We start from the raw sequence: 21,487 nt of genomic DNA, 5'->3' as shown, positions 1-21,487 counted from the left end.
TAATCCTCCTTCTTATCGACACAAGTATATCATGAAAAATTATTTATGGAGATGATCATATGACATTTGAAAAAAGAAGTCCAATTCCTGTAAAAGAAGCTATTCAACGAATTGTAAATCAAAATATTCGTTCAAATAAGACCACTGTGGCATTAGAAGAAAGTATTGGGCATGTATTGGCGAATGACATTATAGCTACCTATGATATTCCAAGATTTGATAAGTCACCTTATGATGGGTTTGCAATTAGAAGTAAAGATTCTATAGGTGCTAGTGGTGAGCATAGAATTAAATTTAAAGTGATAGATCATATTGGTGCTGGTTCAATGTCGCAAAAAGAAGTTGGGCAACACGAAGCGGTACGTATTATGACAGGTGCACAATTACCAAAAGGCGCAGATGCAGTGGTGATGTTTGAGCAAACAGTTGAGGAAGAAGATACATTTTCGATTAGAAAATCTTTTGAACATCATGAGAATGTATCCTTAAAAGGTGAGGAAACACAAACAGGTGACATTGTATTAACAGCTGGGCAACGTATTAACCCAGGTGCTATCGCAGTCTTGGCAACTTATGGTTATACAGAAGTTGAAGTTTATGAAAAACCTAGTATCGCAGTTATCGCTACTGGTAGTGAATTGTTAGAAGTTGGTGATGAACTTCAACCAGGTAAAATTAGAAATTCAAATGGACCTATGATTAAAGCACTAGCTGAACAACTTGGTATCAACGTAGGGTCTTATCAAATACAACAAGATGATTTAAAAAGTAGTATTGAAGTTGTTAAACATGCAATGGAGAAACATGACATGGTCATTACGACAGGTGGCGTATCTGTTGGAGATTTTGATTATTTACCTGAAATTTATCGAGCTTTAGATGCCAATGTATTATTTAATAAAGTCGCTATGCGTCCAGGTAGTGTAACAACCGTTGCCGTAGCTGATCAAAAATATTTGTTTGGTTTATCAGGTAATCCGTCTGCATGTTTTACAGGATTTGAATTATTTGTGAAACCAGCGATGAATCATTTGATGAATGCCAAAGCGATGTATCCTCAAATTGTGAAAGCAACACTGATGGAAGATTTTACTAAAGCAAATCCGTTTACAAGATTTATACGAGCTACTGCAACATTAACTTCTGCTGGTGCAACTGTTGTACCTTCTGGTTTTAATAAATCGGGTGCAGTAGTAGCCATAGCACATGCAAATGCCATGATTATGTTGCCAGGAGGGACACGTGGATTTAAACAGGGACATACTGTTGATGTTATACTCACAGAGTCAGCGGCTTACGAAGAGGAATTAAATATATGATATTACAAATGATTGGATATAAAAATGTTGGAAAAACGACATTGATGACACATGCAATATCATTTTTAAAAGAGCGAAATTTTAAAGTTGCAAGCATCAAACATCATGGTCATCAAGGTGAAGATATTCAATTACAACATCAGCACGTAGACCATATGAAACACTTTCAATCTGGTGCCGATCAAAGTATTGTACAAGGTCATGCCTATCGTCAGACAGTCACTAGATCGACTGAACAAAGCCTTTCTAATATTATTAAGGAATCTGTTACAATTGATTGTGATGTTGTTTTAGTTGAAGGCTTTAAACATGAAAATTATGACAAGATTATTGTTTATGAGAATGAAAAACAATTACGTGAGTTAAATCATTTAAACAATATATGTTATAGGATAAAATTAAATGAACCAAATGCTTATCAAAAATTTGATGAATGGTTAATAAATAAAGTAACACATAAGGATTGAGCAAAATGAAGCAATTTGAAATCGTAACAAAGCCGATTCAAACCGAGCCTTATCGTGAATTCACGTTAAATGAACATCAAGGTGCAATGGTCATGTTTACTGGACATGTACGTGAATGGACGAAAGGTGTTAAAACAGAGTATTTAGAATATGAAGCATATATTCCAATGGCAGAGAAGAAAATGGCTCAAATTGGTCAAGAGATAGAAGAAAAGTGGCCCGGAACCATCACAACCATTGTTCACAGAATAGGCCCATTACAAATATCAGACATAGCTGTCTTAATTGTCGTATCTTCACCACATCGTAAATATGCATATCAGGCAAATGAATATGCAATAGAGCGAATTAAAGAAATTGTTCCAATTTGGAAAAAAGAAATTTGGGAAGATGGATCAGAGTGGCAAGGGCATCAAAAAGGTAGCTACGATGAAAGCCATAGGGGGAAGTAAAATGAAAGTACTCTACTTTGCAGAACTTAAAGATATAATCAATCAACAATCGGAATCAATCGATTTGTCAGAAAGGGTTAGGGTTGCAGATTTTAAAGACTTACTATTGCAACGACATCCTGAATTAACACATAAGCAATTTCAAATTGCAGTAAATGAAGAATTTGTTAAAGATACAGATATGATAGGAACTGGTGATACAGTGGCACTCATCCCACCAGTCAGCGGAGGATAAGATAAATGAAAGCAATTATACTTGCTGGAGGAGAGTCCAGACGCTTTGAACGTCCTAAAGCATTTGCCGAAGTTGAAGGGCAAATGTTTTATCAGCGAATTATCAAAGTATTGGAATCAACAAATATGTTTAATGATATTGTTATTAGTACAAACAATCAACTGAAAAATCAATTTGCACATCCAAACGTGGTTGTTGATACCGATAAACATAAAGGGAAAGGCCCATTAGCAGGTATATTAACAGCTATGCAAGAGTATCCAGATGAAGAATTATTTTTCGTAGTGTCAGTAGACACACCTATGATTAATGAAAGAGCTATTAATCAACTCTATCAGTTTATGGTGTCACACTTAATAGATGATCAAATAGATATCGCAACGGTAAAAGCAGCAGGACATTATATTCCAACAATTGGTTTTTACAGTCCTAAGACGAAAGCCATGATAGAAACTATTTTAGAGTCCGATGATTATAGTTTTAAACAATTATATAATCAAATGAATATAGATTGGATTAAAGTAGAAGATATCAAAGCACCGTCATATTGGTATTACAATATCAATTCTCAACAAGACTTGGACACTTTAAAACAACAGTTAAGTTAATAAGGAGGGTCCATGATGGTAGAGCAAATTAAAGATAAATTAGGTCGACCGATAAGAGATTTAAGATTATCTGTCACTGATAGATGTAATTTTAGATGTGATTATTGCATGCCAAAAGAAATCTTTGGTGATGACTTTGTCTTTTTACCTAAAGAAGAGTTATTAACATTTGAGGAAATGGTTAGAATATCTAAACTATATGCTCAATTAGGTGTCAAAAAAATTAGGATTACTGGTGGTGAGCCACTCTTACGCAGAAATCTTTATCAACTCATAGAGCAACTGAATCAAATTGATGGTATAGAAGATATAGGATTAACTACGAATGGTTTACTATTAAAAAAACATGGTCAAAATCTATACAATGCAGGTTTAAGACGAATTAATATTAGTTTAGATGCGATAGATGATGAAGTCTTTCAAGCGATTAACAATCGAAATATTAAAGCATCTACAATTCTAGAACAGATTGATTATGCAATATCTATAGGCTTTAAAATTAAGGTGAATGTAGTCATTCAAAAAGGCGTCAATGACGACCAAATCATTCCAATGATAGAATACTTTAAATATAAAGGCATTGAGATAAGGTTTATAGAATTTATGGATGTAGGGAACGATAATGGTTGGGATTTTAGTAAAGTCGTTACGAAAGATGAAATGTTAAGTATGGTAGAAGAACATTTTGATATAGAACCAGTAGAACCTAAATATTTTGGTGAGGTTGCAAAGTACTATAGACATAAAGATAATCAAGTGAAATTTGGATTAATTACAAGTGTTTCACAGTCATTTTGTTCAACTTGCACGAGAGCACGTTTATCTTCAGATGGAAAATTTTATGGTTGCTTATTTGCAGAAGTAGAGGGTTTTGATGTCAAAGCGTTAATGCGATCAGGTGCATCAGACGAAATGTTACTAGAGCAATTTAAAGCATTATGGCATATTAGAGACGATCGTTACTCTGATGAACGAACTGAACAAACTGTACGAAATAGAAAGCGTAACAAAATTAATATGAATTATATAGGCGGATAACATTAAACTGTCAAACTAATTATGAACAAAAGAAGACTCATATTTTAGAAACAAATATTCATTTAATGGATTAAAAATGTATTGCGATATCTGTTCTTTTACATTTAATTACTTTTCAATATTAAAAGCGTACTTTAAAATGATGTATTTCTAAACCAATTTTAGACTTAAATTTAATATTTGTAATAGATAAAATTCTAACTTTGTTATATAATAAAGTTAAGCAATTTAATTGTACAATACAAACATCACATCTAAGAATCAACATAGGAGGCATTTTATTATGACAAATAAAGTACAAGGTTTTATTGCATCTGAAAGAGAGCTAAGTCAACTTAAGCATTGGTTAAAATCAACCTATCGTATTTCAATTGAAGAATTTGTTGTATTATACAAAGTCTTTGAAGGTGAGAAAATAAGTGGTAAAGAATTAAGAGATACATTACATTTTGAAATGCTTTGGGATACAAGTAAAATTGATGTCATTATCCGTAAAATCTATAAAAAAGAACTTATTTCAAAATTGCGTTCTGAAACAGACGAACGACAAGTGTATTATTTCTTCAATGCGTCACAAAAAAAATTAATAGATAAAATGATTAATGAAATAGAAGCGATTAGTATCGCAAACTAACAATATATTAAAAAAGAAAAGCTAGAGAAGCCTTATTAAAGAGGTTTCTCTAGCTTTTTTAATTTAGTAAAATTTGTTAGATTTTGTCATTATTCATAAGAATAGGAATGTCTAACTTTTTTGCCATGTACCAAGAAGTAAACGGCTGTAGTCAATAGTCCTAATATCGCCATTGCTCCATAAATTTGACCATATGAAACCATATGCGTAAATAATCCTAAGAATGAAGGTCCAAAGCCTACGCCGATATCTAGACCAATAAAATAAGTTGAAGTGGCTAAACCATATTTGGATGATGGTGATACTTTAATGGAAATAGCTTGCATAGATGAAGAAAGATTTCCATAACCGATACCTAGTAAAATACCAGCAAGTAATAATAAGCCACTATTATAACTGAAAACTAAACAAATAAAACATAATATCTGTGCAATGAATGCTGGATAAACCACAACATTTTCATTTTTATTATCCATGAGACGGCCTGCTATAGGTCGAGTGACTAATGAAGCAATAGCATAGAAAATAAAGAAGTAACTTGCGGCATTAACTAAGTCACGTTGTTCTGCAAACACTTGTAAATAAGTTAAAATAGCTGCATAAGTCACACCAATTAACATCATCACGATGGCTACTGGAACTGCCTCTTTAGCGATGAAGTTGTGGATACTGAAACCTTTATGTCCTGAATCATTATGACTAGGTTTAACAGTTTCAAAGTCAATTTTAATGAATAACGATAAAAGTAAACCAATGATACCTAATATAATACATAAAGTGAATAGAACAGTTATTGAAAAGGCATTAAGTAGTAGAATACCAAAGAAAGGTCCTACGGCAGTTCCTAAAACTAAACTTAATGAAAACAAACTGATACCTTCACTTTTACGAGTTTGTGGCGTTACGTAAGCTGCTATAGTACCAGTGGCTGTAGTAGCAATTGCTGTAGCAATACCATTAATCAAACGTACAAACATTAAGAAATAAATATTACTCGGAATAAAATAAAGTGCTTGAGTTACTATTAAACAACTTAAACCAAATATTAATATCTTTTTAGGACCAAATAAATTTACATATTTACCTGTTCCAAAACGACCGATTAATGATCCCACAATAAATAAACCAACGACAAGGCCGGCTAAACTATCTGAGGCATGATATTCAGATTTACTATATCCAGCAATTACAACAATCAACAAATACATACATAAGTATACGAAAAAGTTTATGATGAAATTTAGATTGAAGCGTTTGGTAAAAATAGGTGCTTTAGTTGCTGACGATTCATTCATTCTTGACTCTCCTTTAGTATTGTTTCATAAATGATAGACATTGACTCGATAATTTTTGATAATTGTTGCTCATTAATACCTGATTTTTTAATAATTTCACTTTGTATCTCATTAACCTCATTATTTATCGCGTTATATAATTGCATGCCTTCTTTTGTTAAGCTCAACCATTTTTGACGCTTGTCATTACCCGTTGTAAATGTGATCAATTCTTTTTCTAATAATACTTTGATGAACTTTCGTGTTGTTGGTTTCTCTATAGAACGGCGATACGAAATATTAACTAACGTTGTCGGTTGGAATTGAGCTATGTCTTTTAAAACAAGCCATTGACCAGTATGAATGTCATATCGGTCTAATATTGGTTGCGTTAATTTAATATAAGGTCGGTAAATACTTATAAAACTATTAAAAAAATCATTACTAATCATGAGTACACCCCAAAACATTTGTTAATTAGTTAGCTTAGCTAACCTTTTTAAAACGCAAGCATTATTATAGGACTAATAGCTATATTTTGCAATACTTTTTTGCTAGGTTTTAGAAGTAAATTATTGCTACATTTGTTAAAATAAGAATTAAGAAATGCAAAAAGGAGCTCATAACATGGATTTGAAATTTGATCATATCATTCATTACATTGATCAATTAGAGCAATTTAAGTTTCCAGGTGAGGTAGTTAAACTCAATTCCGGAGGTAAACACCATAAATTTGGAACATTTAATAAGTTGTCCTATATAAATGAAAATTACATAGAATTTTTAGATGTAGAAGATCAAGAGAAATTGCAAAAATTAGCGAAAACTGAAGAAGGAAGAGTATCATTTGCAACAAAAATCGCTCAAGATAATTTTAAACAGGGGTTTAAAACAATATGTTTAAGAACTAGTAATATTGATGCGATTAAACAGACTTTAGAAGAAAGAAACATAGATGTCATTGGCCCTGTAAATATGGAAAGAGAAACTAAAAAGGGTGAAAAAATAACTTGGCGTCTTCTCTATATTGCTGATCCTAGTTATATGGTCAAACCTCCATTTTTTATTCAATGGGATCAAGGGGACGCAAATCGACATGAACAACTTAAGTCGTTGTATCAAACTCAATTTTCTATTGATATGATTATGGTTTCAAGTAGTAAGAGAGCTCAGACAGTGAATAACTGGCAAAATTGGTTTGATATGGAAATAGTTGAAGAGACTGAAAAATATACGGATTTAATTTTGAAAGAAGATCAGATTTATTTCCGTATTGAAGATGGTAAACAATCGGGTTATCATACCGTAGTTCTTAAAGATACTGAAGCGACAGCACCATATTCACTATATATTAGAGGTGCTAAATATCGATTCGAGCCGATTCATTAATAAAGATAATTATAAGCACTTTGAATAATAAAAGAGATATGAATGCAAGCAATGATAACTGATAAAATACTCAAGTAATTACTTAATGATGTAGTTCTAATTAATAAAAATAGTATAGATAATACTAAAGTGAATGCTGCTATAATGACTTTCAGACTAAAGTAGTCGATGGAAAGTCCACTTTGTACAGAAGTGAAAATAGCAATCAGATTTAAAAAAATTAACAAAACGATAAGTGTTGGACGCATAAAACACACTTCTTTCCTTTAAAATTAGGTAATATATTATATCAATATTAATATAATTTTAAAGACAAATTCAACTTGATAGATATACGCATCAAATATTGATGGAAATAGAATTAAATATTGAAGTTTAATCGTTAATGTGTTTTGTCGACACTTATATCCAGACGATGTATAATTATAGGTATTGTTAATATAAAGGAGATATTATAAACCATGGAAAAGATGAATATCACTAATCAAGAACATGACGCATTTGTAAAATCTCATCCAAATGGCGATTTACTGCAACTCACGAAATGGGCAGAAACTAAGAAATTGACTGGATGGTATTCAAGAAGAATTGCGGTTGGTGAAAATGGTGAAATCAAAGGTGTTGGACAATTATTATTTAAAAAGATTCCTAAACTACCATTTACATTATGTTATGTTTCAAGAGGATTTGTAACAGATTATGATAACAAAGATGCGTTATCACAATTATTAGAAGAAGCGAAAAAAGTAGCTAAAGACGAAAAAGCCTATGCTATTAAAATAGATCCAGATGTTGAAGTAGAAAATGGTACTGAAGCGTTGAAAAATTTACGTAACCTTGGCTTTAGACACAAAGGATTTAAAGAAGGCTTATCTAAAGATTATATTCAACCTAGAATGACTATGATTACACCAATAGATAAATCAGACGAAGAGATTATTCAAAGTTTTGAAAGACGAAATCGATCTAAAGTAAGGCTTGCCCTTAAACGTGGGACAAAAGTTGAAAGAGCTGGCAGAGACGGCTTGAAAACTTTTGCATATTTAATGCAAATTACTGGTGAACGTGACGGTTTCTTAACACGTGACATTAGCTATTTTGAAAATATTTATGATGCATTACACTATGATGGTGATGCAGAATTATTCTTAGTTAAACTAGAACCTAAACCAGTACTTGAAACGGTAAATTCAGAAATTAAAGACTTAGAAAATGAAATTGAAAAGCTTCAAAATAAAAAGCAAGACAAAAAAACATTAAATAAAATTAATGATGCAAATAGCAAAATTAAAAAGTCTCAGGATTTAAAAAATGATTTACTAGAACTTGAAAAAGAGCATCCAGACGGTATTTATCTATCAGGTGCATTATTAATGTTTGCAGGAAATAAATCATATTACTTATATGGCGCATCATCTAACGATTTCCGTGATTTCCTACCAAACCATCATATGCAATATACAATGATGAAATATGCACGTGATCATGGTGCAACAACTTATGACTTTGGCGGAACTGATAATAATCCAGACAAAGAGTCTGATCACTATGGATTATGGACGTTCAAAAAAGTATGGGGCACTTATTTAAGTGAAAAAATTGGTGAATTTGACTATGTTTTAAATCAACCATTGTATCAACTTATCGAACAAGTGAAACCTAAATTAACTAAAGCTAAAATTAAACTTTCACGAAAATTAAAACGTAAATAAATTTAACCATTTTATCTGAACGATTCTATTTATAAAAGAACGTTCAGATTTTTTTGAATGAACATTGCAATTTATGAGTATCGAACTAATACTAGAAATTAATAAAAGGGGACACTTGATAAATGATAAAAAAACTATTGCAATTTTCTCTTGGTAATAAATTCGCCATCTTCCTTATGGTATTACTTGTAATTTTGGGAGGCGTATATGCTAGCGCGAAATTAAAACTTGAATTATTACCAGATGTTGAAAATCCTATGATTTCTGTCCAAACAACAATGCCAGGTGCAACACCGCAAACGACACAAGATGAAATTAGTAGTAAAATTGATAGCCAAATGAGATCGATGGCTTATGTTAAAAGTGTCAAAACAGAATCTATTCAAAATGCTTCTATAGTGACTGTTGAATATAACAATGACACAGATATGGATAAAGCAGAGGAACAATTGAAGAAGGAAATAGACAAAATCAAATTTAAAGATGGCGTCAGTGATCCTGAATTAACACGTAATTCGATGGATGCCTTTCCTATTATCGCATATTCTTTAACTGATAAAGATAATGATCTAAAATCGGTGACGAAAAAGTTAAATCAACAACTTATTCCTAAATTACAAACGATTGATGGTGTTCAAAATGCACAATTAAATGGTCAAACCAATCGTGAAGTGACATTGAAATTTAAACAAAAAGAGTTAGATAGTAAAGGTGTTACGGCAGACGATGTTGAAAACTATCTGAAGACTGCCACTAGGGAAACACCTTTAGGTTTATTCCAATTTGGAGATACAGACAAATCGATTGTTGTAGATGGACAATTTACATCTGTTAATGCATTTAAGAATTTAAAGATACCAGCGACAATTGCTGGTCAAGGACAAAGTAGTGACAGTGGAAGTGATGATAATCAGGATAGTGAAAGTTTAATGCCATCAGAGCCATCATCGGCAAGTAGTTCAAAGCAAGGTTCGTCTAGCTCAATGCCATCATTTAAATTAAAAGATGTAGCGGATATATCAGTTGGTGATGAACGTACATCTATTTCTAAAACAAACGGCAAGGACGCAGTTAACTTACAAATTACTAAAGCACAAGATGCTAATACTGTTCAAGTTGCCAAAGATGTACAGAAAAAAGTAGATGAATTTGAAAAAAATAATAGTGAAATGAAAGCCATTAAAACAATGGATACAGCAAAACCTATTGAAGATTCATTATATACGATGATTGAAAAAGCAGCTTTAGGTACCATTGTAGCGATAGTAGTTATACTTCTATTCTTAAGAAATATAAGAACAACGGCTATTTCAATTGTTTCAATACCAATGTCAATCTTAATAGCATTAGTTGCACTTAAATTATCTAATGTATCATTAAATATACTGACATTGGGTGCCCTAACAGTAGCAATTGGACGTGTAATTGATGATTCCATTGTTGTTGTAGAAAATATATATAGACGTTTATCAGATAGAAATGAACAACTTAAAGGTGATTCACTTATTGTCAGTGCTACAACGGAAGTGTTTAAACCTATTCTATCTTCAACTCTTGTGACTATCATCGTATTCTTACCACTAGCATTCGTATCAGGATCAGTTGGTGAGATGTTCAGACCATTTGCATTAGCGATCACTTTCAGTTTATTAGCGTCATTATTAGTATCTATTACTGTTGTTCCGGCATTAGGTTCAACATTGTTTAGAAAAGGAATTCAAACTAAACCTGAGAAACAAGCGCAAGGTGTAATCAGCAGTGGTTATAAAAAGTTACTCTATTGGTCTCTCAATCATAAATGGATAGTTATTATCATTAGTATTGTGCTACTAGTAGGCAGTATTGGTCTAGGTGCAGCTAAACTAGGTACAAGCTACATTTCATCAGGTGATAATAAATTCATGGCGTTAACTTATACACCAAAGCCTGGAGAAACTGAAAAATCCGTACTTGAACATGGTGAACAAGTTCAAAAATATCTTAAAACAAAAAATAAAGTGAAAACAGTACAATATTCAGTAGGTGGACCAACACCTTCCGATCCTACAGGAAGTACAAATAGTATGGCCTTGATGGTAGACTATGATAAAGACACACCTAACTTTGAAGAAGAACCAGATAAAGTTCTTAAGCATGTGGACTCCTTTAAACATCCAGGACAATGGAAGAACCAAGATCTAGGTACCGGTGCAGGAAATGATTCAATTGAAGTGACAGTTCAAGGACCTTCAACAGATGCGATTAAAGGCACAGTTCATAAAATAGAAAGTACTATGAAAGATGTTAAAGGTATCAATAATGTCAAATCCGACTTGTCAGAAACATATCAACAATATGAAGTTAAAGTTGACCAAAATAAAGCAGCTGATAATGGTATATCAGCTAGTCAATTAGCTATGAATTTAAATGAAAACTTACCTGAAAAAACAGTTACGACAGTAAAAGAAAATGGTAAGAAAATTGATGTGAAAGTAAAACAAAACAAACAGACAGATTGGTCTCAAAATAAATTAGAAAATATCAAATTGAAGAAACCGACGGGTGGAACAATTAAATTAAGTGAGATTGCCAAACTGGAAAAATCATCAACACCAAGTAAACTAACACAAGAAGATGGTGACTATTCAACAACTGTTTCTGGTAAGATTACAAATAGCGATGTCGGCGGCACTTCTCAAAAAGTCATGTCAAAAGTGAATAAGATGGATAAAACTCACGGCGTAAAAGTAAACGTAGGTGGAGCAACAGATGATATTAATTCTGCTATGACTCAACTTGCGATAGCCATGTTAGCTGCAATTATTATTGTATATCTTATCTTAGTGATTACGTTTAAAGGTGGTTTAGCACCATTTACCATTCTATTCTCGTTACCGTTTACAATTGTTGGTGTTGTACTGTCACTTGTAATTACTGGTGAAACAATTTCAGTACCAAGTCTAATTGGTATGTTGATGTTAATTGGTATTGTAGTGACCAACGCTATTGTATTGATAGATAGAGTAATTAATAACGAAAAATCTGGAATGGATATGAAATCTGCATTGATAGAAGCAGGTGGCACAAGAATACGACCTATTTTAATGACAGCTATTGCAACGATAGGCGCGTTGGTACCATTACTCTTTGGAGAAGACAGTTCTATACTCATTTCTAAAGGTATGGCTGCAACAGTTATTGGTGGACTTATTTCTTCAACGATATTAACACTTATCGTTGTTCCAGTAATTTATGAAATATTATTTACACTTAAAGATAAAATATACCGAAAATTAAATAGAAAATAGTATGTAAAAAGCCTCTTATCCCAACTAAGGGATAAGAGGCTTAACTATTAATATAAAATTAAAGTAAGAATAATATAAATTACGAATAATCCGATGGATAAGATGTTTAATATGTTTACACCTTTAATATCATTTTTAAGTGATTTAAATGCTGTTACTTCAACATTACCAACTAATAGTAACAAGACTATGAATACCCACCAATTTTCATTTGGGAATTGCATTGTCGTAATAGCAACTACAAATAATAATAAAACAGCCATGATTATTCTTAAAATTCTAGTAAATATAGAATTCATTTTGAATATACTTATGTAACTTACAATTAAGTATAGTAAAGGTAATAAGATTAAGTATAATTTCATGAATTGACATCCTTTCTATTTCGAATTTATATTAGCACGTTCTTTTATTTATGACTAGGATGTCTATAATAAAAATGTAATGATATTGTGACACTACAAACACTATTGTTCATTTATTTGCTTTCTCACCTTAGCCATCTCTTTTTCGATTTCTTCTAGTTGATTAACTAGTGGATCGATATTTTGATTTAATGACTCACGTTTTTCCAAGTCACCTTGAAGACGCGTATAATCATATTTTAGTTCAGCTAATTTAGATTCTAACTTCATTCAAAGACAACTCCTTTATTTATTATTTTACAGAGTATTTAAATTATATCATGAAACAAAGTGGTTCTAAAATTTATAGCAAATGTGTTAAAGTTATCAATTGTAAGAGTTGAGATACGTGAAAGAAGGGTTGGTATGACGGAGCAATTTGTAATGATTATTCTTTTAATCGCTTTAGGGTACTTTTTAAAGCGAATTAATTACTTAAAAGCAACGGATAGTCAAGTACTTTCCACTTTAGTTTTAAATGTAACCCTACCTTCTTTAGTGATTGTTAATTTGAATCATGCTGATTTAAATCCATCGTTTTCGATATTGCCTGTTATGATGATTATTTACGGAGTATTAGCTAAAATTATTGTTATTTGGTGTTTTCGAAAATATAATAATCAAATGCGTGGTTCAGTAGGTATGATGATTGGTTCTATGAATATTGGATTATTTGCTTATCCACTCGTAGATGCTATTTGGCCGGGAACGGGTATGGTTTATTTTGGAATGGTTGATATTGGTGGAGCAGTAATTATGTTCGGTTTAACTTACTTTGTTGGTAGTTACTATAGTGAGGGAAGCGACCAATTTAACTTTAAATTTTTAGGTCTAAAACTCGTTCAGTCCGTTCCACTTGTTACATATATTGTTATGTTTACACTAAATATGGCTAACATTCATTTACCAAAAGTAGCCATAGATTTCTTTTCAATTTTAGATAAAGCCAATATGCCAATGTCTATGATTTTATTAGGTGTTATGTTGAGTTTTACAATTGATCGAGCTTATTTACCTATTGCAATCAAATACCTATGCCTACATTATGGTATTGGTTTAGGTGCAGGACTACTGGTACATTATTTCTTACCGGTATCTGATCAAATGATTAAAACGACATTATTAATCACATGGTTATTACCTGTAGGTGTGGCGATAATACCTTATTCAATCCAATTTAAATACAAAACGTTACCTTTAATAGGTATGGTTACTAATTTAACGATTGTCATTAGTATTATTATATTATATATGTATCAAGCATTCTTTGTTTCATAGTCATTTTGTCATAGAGTTAAATAAAAAAACCATGCAATACATGCGGCCATAATGTTATTAAATAACATATACTATGCATGTATATTGCATGGTTTATTTTTTCGATTTAGCCTTTACCACCCATAAATGCAGGATAGTTTGTCATGCCACCATCAACATAAATGGTAGTACCGTGAATATAATGAGCTAAATCTGATGCTAAGAATAATGCTACATTAGCAATGTCTTGAGCATCGCCAATTTCTTTTGCAGGAATCATTTCTAATGTTTCCGCACTTGTTTTTGGATCAGAGAATTTTTCTTTAGTATGTTCAGTTACAATAGCACCAGGAGAAATATTGTTTATTCTAATACCAAACTGAGCATATTCCATCGACATTGTTTCCATCATTAATTTTAATCCACCTTTACTAGAAGCGTAATGGACGTAATTAGGCCATGGAATTGTATCGTGAACACTTGAAGTATTAATGATAACACCTTGTTTATCTTCATCTCTGAATTGTTTTATTGCTTCTCTTGAACCGATAAATGCGCCAGTTAAGTTAATATCTATAACTTTTTGCCATTCTTCAAGCGTCATTTCATGAGTTGGTGTTGGTTTTTCAAAACCAGCATTATTAATCATGATATCTAATGTACCAAAATGCTCAACGGTCTGTTTAATTAAATTGATAACATCTGCTTCTTTTGATACATCACCTTGAACAAGTAGGGCATCTCCTCCAGCTTGTTTGATGATATTAACAGATTCTTGTAAAGAATCATCATGTTTATCAGAGCGATAGTTAAGTACAACTTTGGATTTAGCTTTACCAAAGTTTTCTGCAAAGGATTTTCCGATACCACTACCGGCTCCTGTAATAATGACTACTTTATCTTCTAAGTCTTTAAACATTTAAGAGCCTCCTAAAATATGAATTATTTCAGATTACCTAAAATAATAGCAGCAATGATAATAAGGATAATACCTGACCATATGCCTGTCATCTGACGACTGTCTTTTTTCTCTCCTAAGATAAAGATACCGCCAAGTGTAGATACGATAACTAATAATTGAGATAATGAAAAACTAGTTGCAACACCTACTTTAGGTTGTGAATAGAACATGAATAAGTTACCGATTGCCCATACTACACCAGGAATAAGGTTTAAGGCAGTAGACTTGATTGATGTTTTATGATTCATGGATAAGATGAAACCACCAATAGCCATTCCGACTGATTGGAAGAATAACGCCTTAGTACCACTAACATTAAAGATATCTCCTAATACAACATAGCCAACGTAACCAACTGTTGAAATTAAAAGAATACCCATTGCTTTTTTGAACTCTGGATCGTCAGATTTTCCTTCGTTTTTAGCTTTTAATGATGTTAATGCAATACCTGCGACTAATAGCACCATGGATAATAGACCAAAAACAACCTGTACCATAGTACTCCATTCACCAAGGAAAATAACACTAAATAATGTAGTACCGACCAATTGCATACCTGTTGAGATAGGCATTGTTTTAGATACTCCAATTAAGTTAACAGATTTTAATTGGTTGCCTTGACCAAATGCCCATAGAGCACCAGAGAATAATCCCACTATAATGACTGTTAAATCGTCAAATGCTGCATTACCACTTAGAAGTAAACAAATACCTACAATAAGCGCACCTAAAGTAGTACCTCTGATTTGATTATAGGGGCCACCACCAACGAAAACATTGATTATAACAACACTACCCCAAAATAGTGCTGGTAACAATGCGATTAAAATATCAAGAAACTGCATATGTTTCTCACTCTCCTAAATTACGAATTAAGTGCTCCCCTTAATAACACTTGGAGTTAATTTTAAAACAAATTGGTAGAATAGTAAAAAACATCGCTCGAATTTTGTTTTGATGCGATAAAAAATACATCACCCAAGAATAGGGAGATGTATAATAGACATTTTTAATTGTCATTAGTATTAACTGTTTCATGTATATGTTGTGGTTCTAATTTATATTTTTTATATTCATAATTAGTTTTAAAACCTAATTCGTTAAAACGTTCAACAAGTTTACTGTTTTTATTACGTATTTTGAAATAAACTTTACGCAAATCGAAATGAGTAAATGCATAATTTAATGCGTATTCTAATAAATCAAAGGCGATACCTTTCATACGATAATCAATATGTGAACTGAAATATTTTATTTCAGCACTAGCTTGTTGCTTATTGACGTCTAAATATAAATAACCTTTTAATAAACCTTCACTAACGAATAGAAATAATCGATGTGTTTCATCAATACTATTTAAAATGTCATTTGCATCCATAGCATCATGTCTAAATGTTTTCTGATGCATACGCGAAAATGCACGGTAAAATCCTTTTTGGTATTCAATAATATTTTGCTCACTATTAAGTTCTCCTATATCTTGATGAGCTTCTAAATAATAGTCCGTGAAATTATAACTGGCTTGTATTTGTTTAACGAAAGGTTTATATGTTTGTACACCTTCTTCAAATGAAAAATGATATACTGCATGATCAGGTTGCCCAGCTATCATAGCATCAAATAATTGTTGGAATAATTCCGGGGTCAATGTGAAATTTGTTTCTATAAAGGGGCCAATCACTTTGAATTTATATGTTTCACATGGAATTGCAAAAATCAGTGCTTTGATTTGGCTATCTTCAGTGATGGCAAATGCGCCAGGATTATCTATTGCTTCTTCTAATAATTGATCAAATTCAGTAAATTGTTGAGGTATCTTATATAAATAGGAAGTTACTTGGTAATCAGAAGTCTCAATGAAAGATTTTATTTCTTTAGGGTCATTCAATTGAATAATGTCCATAATCCTACCTCCGTAACATTGTGATTAATATAATTATATGGGTAATTACAAATAATTGAAAGTTAATTGATACATGTACATGTTACAATTAATGTAATCCATTAAACATAATCATTATAGACATTAAATAAACTTAAATCTATATTTATTATAGTTAAATAAGAAAGGGAGTTATCACAAATGCAATCATTAATTTTAGCAGAAAAACCTTCAGTAGCACGAGATATCGCAAGTGCACTTAATATAAATCAGAAAAGAAATGGTTATTTTGAAAATAATCAATATATTGTAACTTGGGCATTAGGTCATCTAGTTACGAATGCTACTCCAGAACAATATGACAAGTCGTTTCAGGAATGGAAGCTTGAAGATTTACCAATCATTCCGAAACAAATGAAAACAGTAGTGATTGGTAAAACCAGTAAACAATTTAAAACAGTAAAGTCACTTATGCAAAGAGACAATGTTAATGAAATTATTATTGCTACAGATGCTGGTAGAGAAGGGGAACTTGTTGCAAGACTTATTTTAGATAAAGTTGGAAACAAAAAACCTATTAAGCGTTTATGGATAAGTTCGGTAACTAAGAAAGCTATTAAAGACGGTTTTAACCATCTAAAAGATGGCCGTCAATACCAACACTTATACGATGCAGCTTTAGCAAGAAGTGAAGCCGATTGGGTAGTTGGTATTAATGCAACAAGAGCTTTGACAACTAAATATGATGCACAATTATCTTTAGGTCGGGTACAAACGCCTACTATACAATTGGTTCAATCACGTCAAAATGAAATTAATGAATTTAAACCGCAAACATACTATACATTAATAATTAAAGTAGACGGGTTTGAGTTTAGCTTTGATTCTGGACAACGTCGAATCACTGACCAGAAAGAACTTAAGTCAATTGTAGATGAAATTAAAAATAAAAAAGGCCAAATTGAAAAAGTAGTGTCTAAACATAAAAAAACTTACCCTAGATCTTTATATAACTTAACAGATTTACAACAAGATGCTTATCATCGCTATAAGTTGGGACCAAAAGAAACGTTGAATACCTTACAGAATCTATATGAAAGACATAAGTTAGTTACATACCCACGAACTGATTCTAATTATTTAACGACCGATATGGTGTCGACTATCAAAGAAAGATTACAAGCTTTACTGCCGACAGAATATAAAGAAAATATAAGAGAATTAATGTCTCACTCTTATTCCACTAAAATGAATATATTTAATAACCAAAAAGTTTTTGATCACCATGCGATTATTCCTACCGAAATAAGACCAGACTTATCTCAATTAAGTAATAGAGAAATGAAAATCTATATGTTAATAGTAGAAAGATTTCTTGAAAGTTTAATGCCACCCTATGAATATCAACATATTAAAGTGCATTTAGCAGTAGGTCAGTTCAAATTTGTATTAAACGAAAATGTCACAACTCAATTAGGGTTTAAAGCATTGAAACAACAAGAAAATGAAATTGTAACTCAGAATCCTTTTAAAAATAATCAAACAGTTAACATACAACACACCGATATAAAGTCACATCAAACAACACCGCCAGATTATTTTAATGAGGGTACGTTATTAAAAGCTATGGAAAGTCCTCAGAATTATATACATTTGGATGATAAAAAACACGTTCATACACTAAAAGAAGCGGGTGGTATTGGGACTGTAGCAACACGAGCTGATATTATTGAGAAACTCTTCAATATGAATGCAATTGAATCAAGGGATGGCAAAATTAAAGTAACATCAAAAGGTAAACAAATTTTAGAACTTGCACCTTCAAAATTAACTTCACCATTATTAACGGCTGAATGGGAAGAAAAATTAATACTAATTGAAAAAGGAAGATACAATAAACATCAATTTATAAAAGAGATGAAGGCATTTACAACTGATATTGTTAATATTATTAAAAATAGTGAACAGAAATACAAACATGATAATTTAACTACTACTGAATGTCCAACATGTGGCAAATTTATGATTAAAGTCAAAACCAAAAATGGTCAAATGTTAGTATGCCAAGATCCTACATGTAAAACAAAGAAAAATATTCAAAGAAAAACAAATGCACGTTGTCCAAATTGTAAAAAGAAAATGACTTTATTTGGTAGAGGAAAAGATGCAACTTATAGATGCGTATGTGGTCATTCAGAAACCCAAGCACAAATGGATAAACGTATGAAAGAAAAGTCGAGTGGTAAAGTGTCTAAAAAGGAAATGAAGAAATACATGAATCAACAAGAAGAACTTGATAACAATCCGTTTAAAGATGCTTTAAAAAATCTAAAATTGTAAATAAATTCGAACAAAAACGAAGTAAAATTTATGAAAGTTCGTATTTAGTATTGTCTTTTTAGAAAATTGGTATTAAAATATTAAAGTATTTCAAAAAAAGGAGCATTAGCCGTGAAAAAATACTTCAAGTTCGATGAATATGGTACTAACTTCAAAAGAGAAATCTTAGGTGGTATCACTACTTTCTTATCAATGGCTTATATTTTAGCAGTAAATCCACAAGTTTTAAGTTTAGCAGGCGTTAAAGGTGTATCTGAAGATATGAAGATGGACCAAGGGGCCATTTTTGTAGCTACCGCTTTAGCAGCATTTGTAGGTTCATTATTTATGGGCCTTATTGCAAAGTACCCTATAGCATTAGCACCTGGAATGGGACTAAATGCCTTCTTCGCATTTACAGTTGTTTTAACAATGGGCATTCCATGGAAAGTCGGTTTAACAGGCGTTTTATTCTCAGGTATATTCTTCGCGATTTTGACCGTCACAGGCCTTCGTGAGATTATAATTAACGCAATACCTTATCAGATGAAAATGGCCGTCTCAGCTGGAATAGGGCTGTTTATTACCTTTGTTGGTCTGCAAAGCTCAGGTATCATTGTTAAAAATGACTCAACATTAGTAACACTAGGTCATTTAACTAAAGCCCCAGTGTTATTAGCAATATTCGGTATTGTTATTACAGTTGTGTTATATGCGAAAAAAGTACCAGGTTCTATATTTATTGGTATGATCATTACTGCTATCGTTGGTATGATAACAGGTCAAATTCACACACCAACAGGCGTTGTAGGTCATATTCCAAGTATTAAACCAACATTTGGCGCAGCATTTGAAGCATTTAAAGACCCAGGACAATTATTTACGATACAATTCTTAATCGTCATTTTAACTTTCTTATTTATTGATTTCTTTGATACTGCAGGTACTTTAGTTGCAGTAGCAACACAAGCCGGCATTATGAAAGACAACAAGTTACCTAGAGCAGGTAGAGCTTTATTCTCAGATTCACTAGCAACAATTGTAGGTGCTATTTTCGGTACTACAACAACTACATCATACATTGAATCAACTTCAGGTGTGGCAGTAGGAGCTAGAACAGGCTTTGCTAGTATTGTAACTGGATTCTGTTTCTTATTAGCACTATTCTTTAGTCCATTAATCGCTGTAGTTACAAGTGCAGTTACAACGCCAGCACTTGTAGTCGTGGGTGTGTTAATGGCAGCAAATTTTGCTGAGATCAATTGGAAACGATTCGAAGTTGCAGTTCCTGCATTTATTACAATTATCATGATGCCGTTATCATATTCAATAGCTACTGGTATTGCATGTGGATTTATTTTCTATCCAATTACCATGTTAATTAGTAAAAGACATAAAGAAGTACATCCGATTATGTATGTATTAATGGTATTATTCATTTTATACTTCATCTTCGTACATGGCTAAATATAAAAAAGACGTTCACACCATCATAAGTGTGAACGTCTTTTCTTATTACGAAGCAATATAATCGCTATTTAGATTTATGACCATCTTTATATTGTGTATAGATAACTCTTGCGTTTTTATTCGGGATATAAGTTGGCGCAGCTAGAACAATAAAAACAAAGAAAATCATCAATACAAACAATGCCCAATGAATAATCATGCCTACAAAAGGAATAAATGCTACAAACGAACCAATAATTCCAAGTATTGGAATTATCACCATAGGTTTAATAGTATTTTGAGTGTCAACTAATAATATTATAGTAAGAATTAGATAAAGAAACGCATTAAATAATAATGGTTGCCATCCAAAGCTTACAATAACGCTACCACCTAAAAATGGAATACCATAAAAGAATTCACAAATGATTAAGAAAACACCAATTATTGCTAGGGTAAGTTTAATACCGTTTTTCATTTAATTCACCCCCGTTCTCTTCTATTATAATAAAAAGGAACCGAAGTTAGTATTAAAAAGATTAGGTTAAAGAAATGAAATTAAAAATAAAGTAAAAAAATTCCCTAAAACGGTTGAATAAGCAATACATTTAAAGTACAATAACAAAGTATGTGTTAGACAGAACAGAAAAAGTTAGTGGAAACCATTGATTTATCAATGATTTTCATGTAACATATCTAATGTTGGACTTTAAGAAACGCGATGAAGCGAAAGGTTACTGACACACCCGGCCGCTTTGCCATGGCGCTGTGTGAGATAGTTTTCGTGGAGAAGTCTATCA

General features: G+C 31.9%; 21 protein-coding genes. 13 read left to right on the top strand and 8 right to left on the bottom strand.

Annotation, left to right across the window (positions count from 1 at the left end; genetic code table 11):
- Positions 1-59: 59 nt before the first annotated feature.
- The 7 genes from ACJQQZ_RS06810 (at position 60) to ACJQQZ_RS06780 (ending at position 4,753) form a co-directional block, all read left to right on the top strand.
- Positions 60-1,319, top strand: coding sequence for a molybdopterin molybdotransferase MoeA (locus ACJQQZ_RS06810; protein WP_145505432.1), 1,260 nt, complete (start codon positions 60-62; stop codon positions 1,317-1,319).
- Positions 1,316-1,786: a molybdopterin-guanine dinucleotide biosynthesis protein B gene (gene mobB, locus ACJQQZ_RS06805; protein WP_002450303.1), complete on the top strand. Its 471-nt coding sequence runs from the start codon at positions 1,316-1,318 to the stop codon at positions 1,784-1,786. The genes ACJQQZ_RS06810 and mobB overlap by 4 nt, the downstream gene beginning before the upstream one ends.
- Before the next feature lie 5 nt (positions 1,787-1,791).
- A complete protein-coding gene (locus tag ACJQQZ_RS06800) occupies positions 1,792-2,238 on the top strand; it encodes a molybdenum cofactor biosynthesis protein MoaE (protein ID WP_002450304.1) in 447 nt (148 codons plus the stop codon).
- Between the two features lies 1 nt (position 2,239).
- Complete coding sequence (moaD, locus tag ACJQQZ_RS06795) at positions 2,240-2,473, top strand: molybdopterin converting factor subunit 1 (protein ID WP_002450305.1); 234 nt, start codon at positions 2,240-2,242, stop codon at positions 2,471-2,473.
- 5 nt (positions 2,474-2,478) lie between these two features.
- On the top strand, positions 2,479-3,081 hold the full coding sequence (mobA, locus tag ACJQQZ_RS06790; protein WP_002450306.1) for a molybdenum cofactor guanylyltransferase MobA: 603 nt from the start codon (positions 2,479-2,481) through the stop codon (positions 3,079-3,081).
- Between the two features lie 15 nt (positions 3,082-3,096).
- A complete protein-coding gene (gene moaA / locus ACJQQZ_RS06785; RefSeq protein ID WP_037551734.1) occupies positions 3,097-4,119 on the top strand; it encodes a GTP 3',8-cyclase MoaA in 1,023 nt (340 codons plus the stop codon).
- 283 nt (positions 4,120-4,402) lie between these two features.
- Positions 4,403-4,753: a SarA family transcriptional regulator gene (locus ACJQQZ_RS06780; protein ID WP_002465440.1), complete on the top strand. Its 351-nt coding sequence runs from the start codon at positions 4,403-4,405 to the stop codon at positions 4,751-4,753.
- A gap of 89 nt (positions 4,754-4,842) precedes the next feature.
- On the opposite strand, the gene ACJQQZ_RS06775 is transcribed toward ACJQQZ_RS06780, so the two are convergent.
- Positions 4,843-6,048: an MFS transporter gene (locus tag ACJQQZ_RS06775; RefSeq protein ID WP_049425433.1), complete on the bottom strand. Its 1,206-nt coding sequence runs from the start codon at positions 6,046-6,048 to the stop codon at positions 4,843-4,845.
- Complete coding sequence (locus ACJQQZ_RS06770; protein ID WP_002450310.1) at positions 6,045-6,479, bottom strand: MarR family winged helix-turn-helix transcriptional regulator; 435 nt, start codon at positions 6,477-6,479, stop codon at positions 6,045-6,047. Before ACJQQZ_RS06770 ends, ACJQQZ_RS06775 begins: the two co-directional genes overlap by 4 nt.
- A 175-nt stretch (positions 6,480-6,654) precedes the next feature.
- Here ACJQQZ_RS06770 and ACJQQZ_RS06765 point away from each other — a divergent pair, with 175 nt between their 5' ends.
- The 3 genes from ACJQQZ_RS06765 (at position 6,655) to ACJQQZ_RS06755 (ending at position 12,415) form a co-directional block, all read left to right on the top strand.
- Positions 6,655-7,416: a VOC family protein gene (locus ACJQQZ_RS06765; RefSeq protein WP_107546533.1), complete on the top strand. Its 762-nt coding sequence runs from the start codon at positions 6,655-6,657 to the stop codon at positions 7,414-7,416.
- A gap of 461 nt (positions 7,417-7,877) precedes the next feature.
- The gene (locus tag ACJQQZ_RS06760; protein WP_145505429.1) at positions 7,878-9,128 is read left to right on the top strand and encodes a lipid II:glycine glycyltransferase FemX; all 1,251 of its coding nucleotides are present in this window, start codon (positions 7,878-7,880) and stop codon (positions 9,126-9,128) included.
- 122 nt (positions 9,129-9,250) lie between these two features.
- Positions 9,251-12,415, top strand: coding sequence for an efflux RND transporter permease subunit (locus ACJQQZ_RS06755; RefSeq protein WP_145505425.1), 3,165 nt, complete (start codon positions 9,251-9,253; stop codon positions 12,413-12,415).
- A gap of 47 nt (positions 12,416-12,462) precedes the next feature.
- Here the strand turns inward: ACJQQZ_RS06755 and mspA are convergent, their stop codons facing one another.
- Positions 12,463-12,780, bottom strand: a complete 318-nt coding sequence (mspA, locus tag ACJQQZ_RS06750; RefSeq protein ID WP_037551736.1) for a membrane stabilizing protein MspA — start codon at positions 12,778-12,780, stop codon at positions 12,463-12,465.
- A 102-nt stretch (positions 12,781-12,882) separates the two neighbouring features.
- Positions 12,883-13,050 (bottom strand): SE1832 family protein, encoded by a 168-nt coding sequence (locus ACJQQZ_RS06745; protein WP_002450315.1) that lies wholly within the window; start codon positions 13,048-13,050, stop codon positions 12,883-12,885.
- A gap of 135 nt (positions 13,051-13,185) precedes the next feature.
- Between ACJQQZ_RS06745 and ACJQQZ_RS06740 the strand changes: the two genes are divergently transcribed.
- Positions 13,186-14,097, top strand: coding sequence for an AEC family transporter (locus ACJQQZ_RS06740; RefSeq protein ID WP_145505422.1), 912 nt, complete (start codon positions 13,186-13,188; stop codon positions 14,095-14,097).
- A 106-nt stretch (positions 14,098-14,203) separates the two neighbouring features.
- Here the strand turns inward: ACJQQZ_RS06740 and ACJQQZ_RS06735 are convergent, their stop codons facing one another.
- The 3 genes from ACJQQZ_RS06735 to ACJQQZ_RS06725 form a co-directional block, all read right to left on the bottom strand.
- A complete protein-coding gene (locus ACJQQZ_RS06735) occupies positions 14,204-14,995 on the bottom strand; it encodes a glucose 1-dehydrogenase (RefSeq protein WP_408023101.1) in 792 nt (263 codons plus the stop codon).
- A 23-nt stretch (positions 14,996-15,018) separates the two neighbouring features.
- Positions 15,019-15,882 (bottom strand): GRP family sugar transporter, encoded by an 864-nt coding sequence (locus ACJQQZ_RS06730; RefSeq protein ID WP_002450318.1) that lies wholly within the window; start codon positions 15,880-15,882, stop codon positions 15,019-15,021.
- Positions 15,883-16,046: 164 nt separating this feature from the next.
- Positions 16,047-16,940: a GNAT family N-acetyltransferase gene (locus tag ACJQQZ_RS06725; RefSeq protein ID WP_145505419.1), complete on the bottom strand. Its 894-nt coding sequence runs from the start codon at positions 16,938-16,940 to the stop codon at positions 16,047-16,049.
- A 180-nt stretch (positions 16,941-17,120) separates the two neighbouring features.
- Here ACJQQZ_RS06725 and ACJQQZ_RS06720 point away from each other — a divergent pair, with 180 nt between their 5' ends.
- Complete coding sequence (locus ACJQQZ_RS06720) at positions 17,121-19,259, top strand: DNA topoisomerase III (RefSeq protein WP_002450320.1); 2,139 nt, start codon at positions 17,121-17,123, stop codon at positions 19,257-19,259.
- Between the two features lie 111 nt (positions 19,260-19,370).
- A complete protein-coding gene (locus tag ACJQQZ_RS06715; protein WP_002450321.1) occupies positions 19,371-20,705 on the top strand; it encodes an NCS2 family permease in 1,335 nt (444 codons plus the stop codon).
- A gap of 67 nt (positions 20,706-20,772) precedes the next feature.
- On the opposite strand, the gene ACJQQZ_RS06710 is transcribed toward ACJQQZ_RS06715, so the two are convergent.
- Complete coding sequence (locus ACJQQZ_RS06710) at positions 20,773-21,165, bottom strand: hypothetical protein (RefSeq protein ID WP_002450527.1); 393 nt, start codon at positions 21,163-21,165, stop codon at positions 20,773-20,775.
- Positions 21,166-21,487: the final 322 nt, after the last annotated feature.

Origin of the sequence: Staphylococcus sp. KUGN1 (genome assembly GCF_045984185.1) — a bacterium.
Taxonomy (GTDB): domain Bacteria; phylum Bacillota; class Bacilli; order Staphylococcales; family Staphylococcaceae; genus Staphylococcus; species Staphylococcus warneri_A.
The sequence above is the reverse complement of the archived record's forward strand: the minus strand, read 5'-3'. Positions and strand labels throughout refer to the sequence as shown.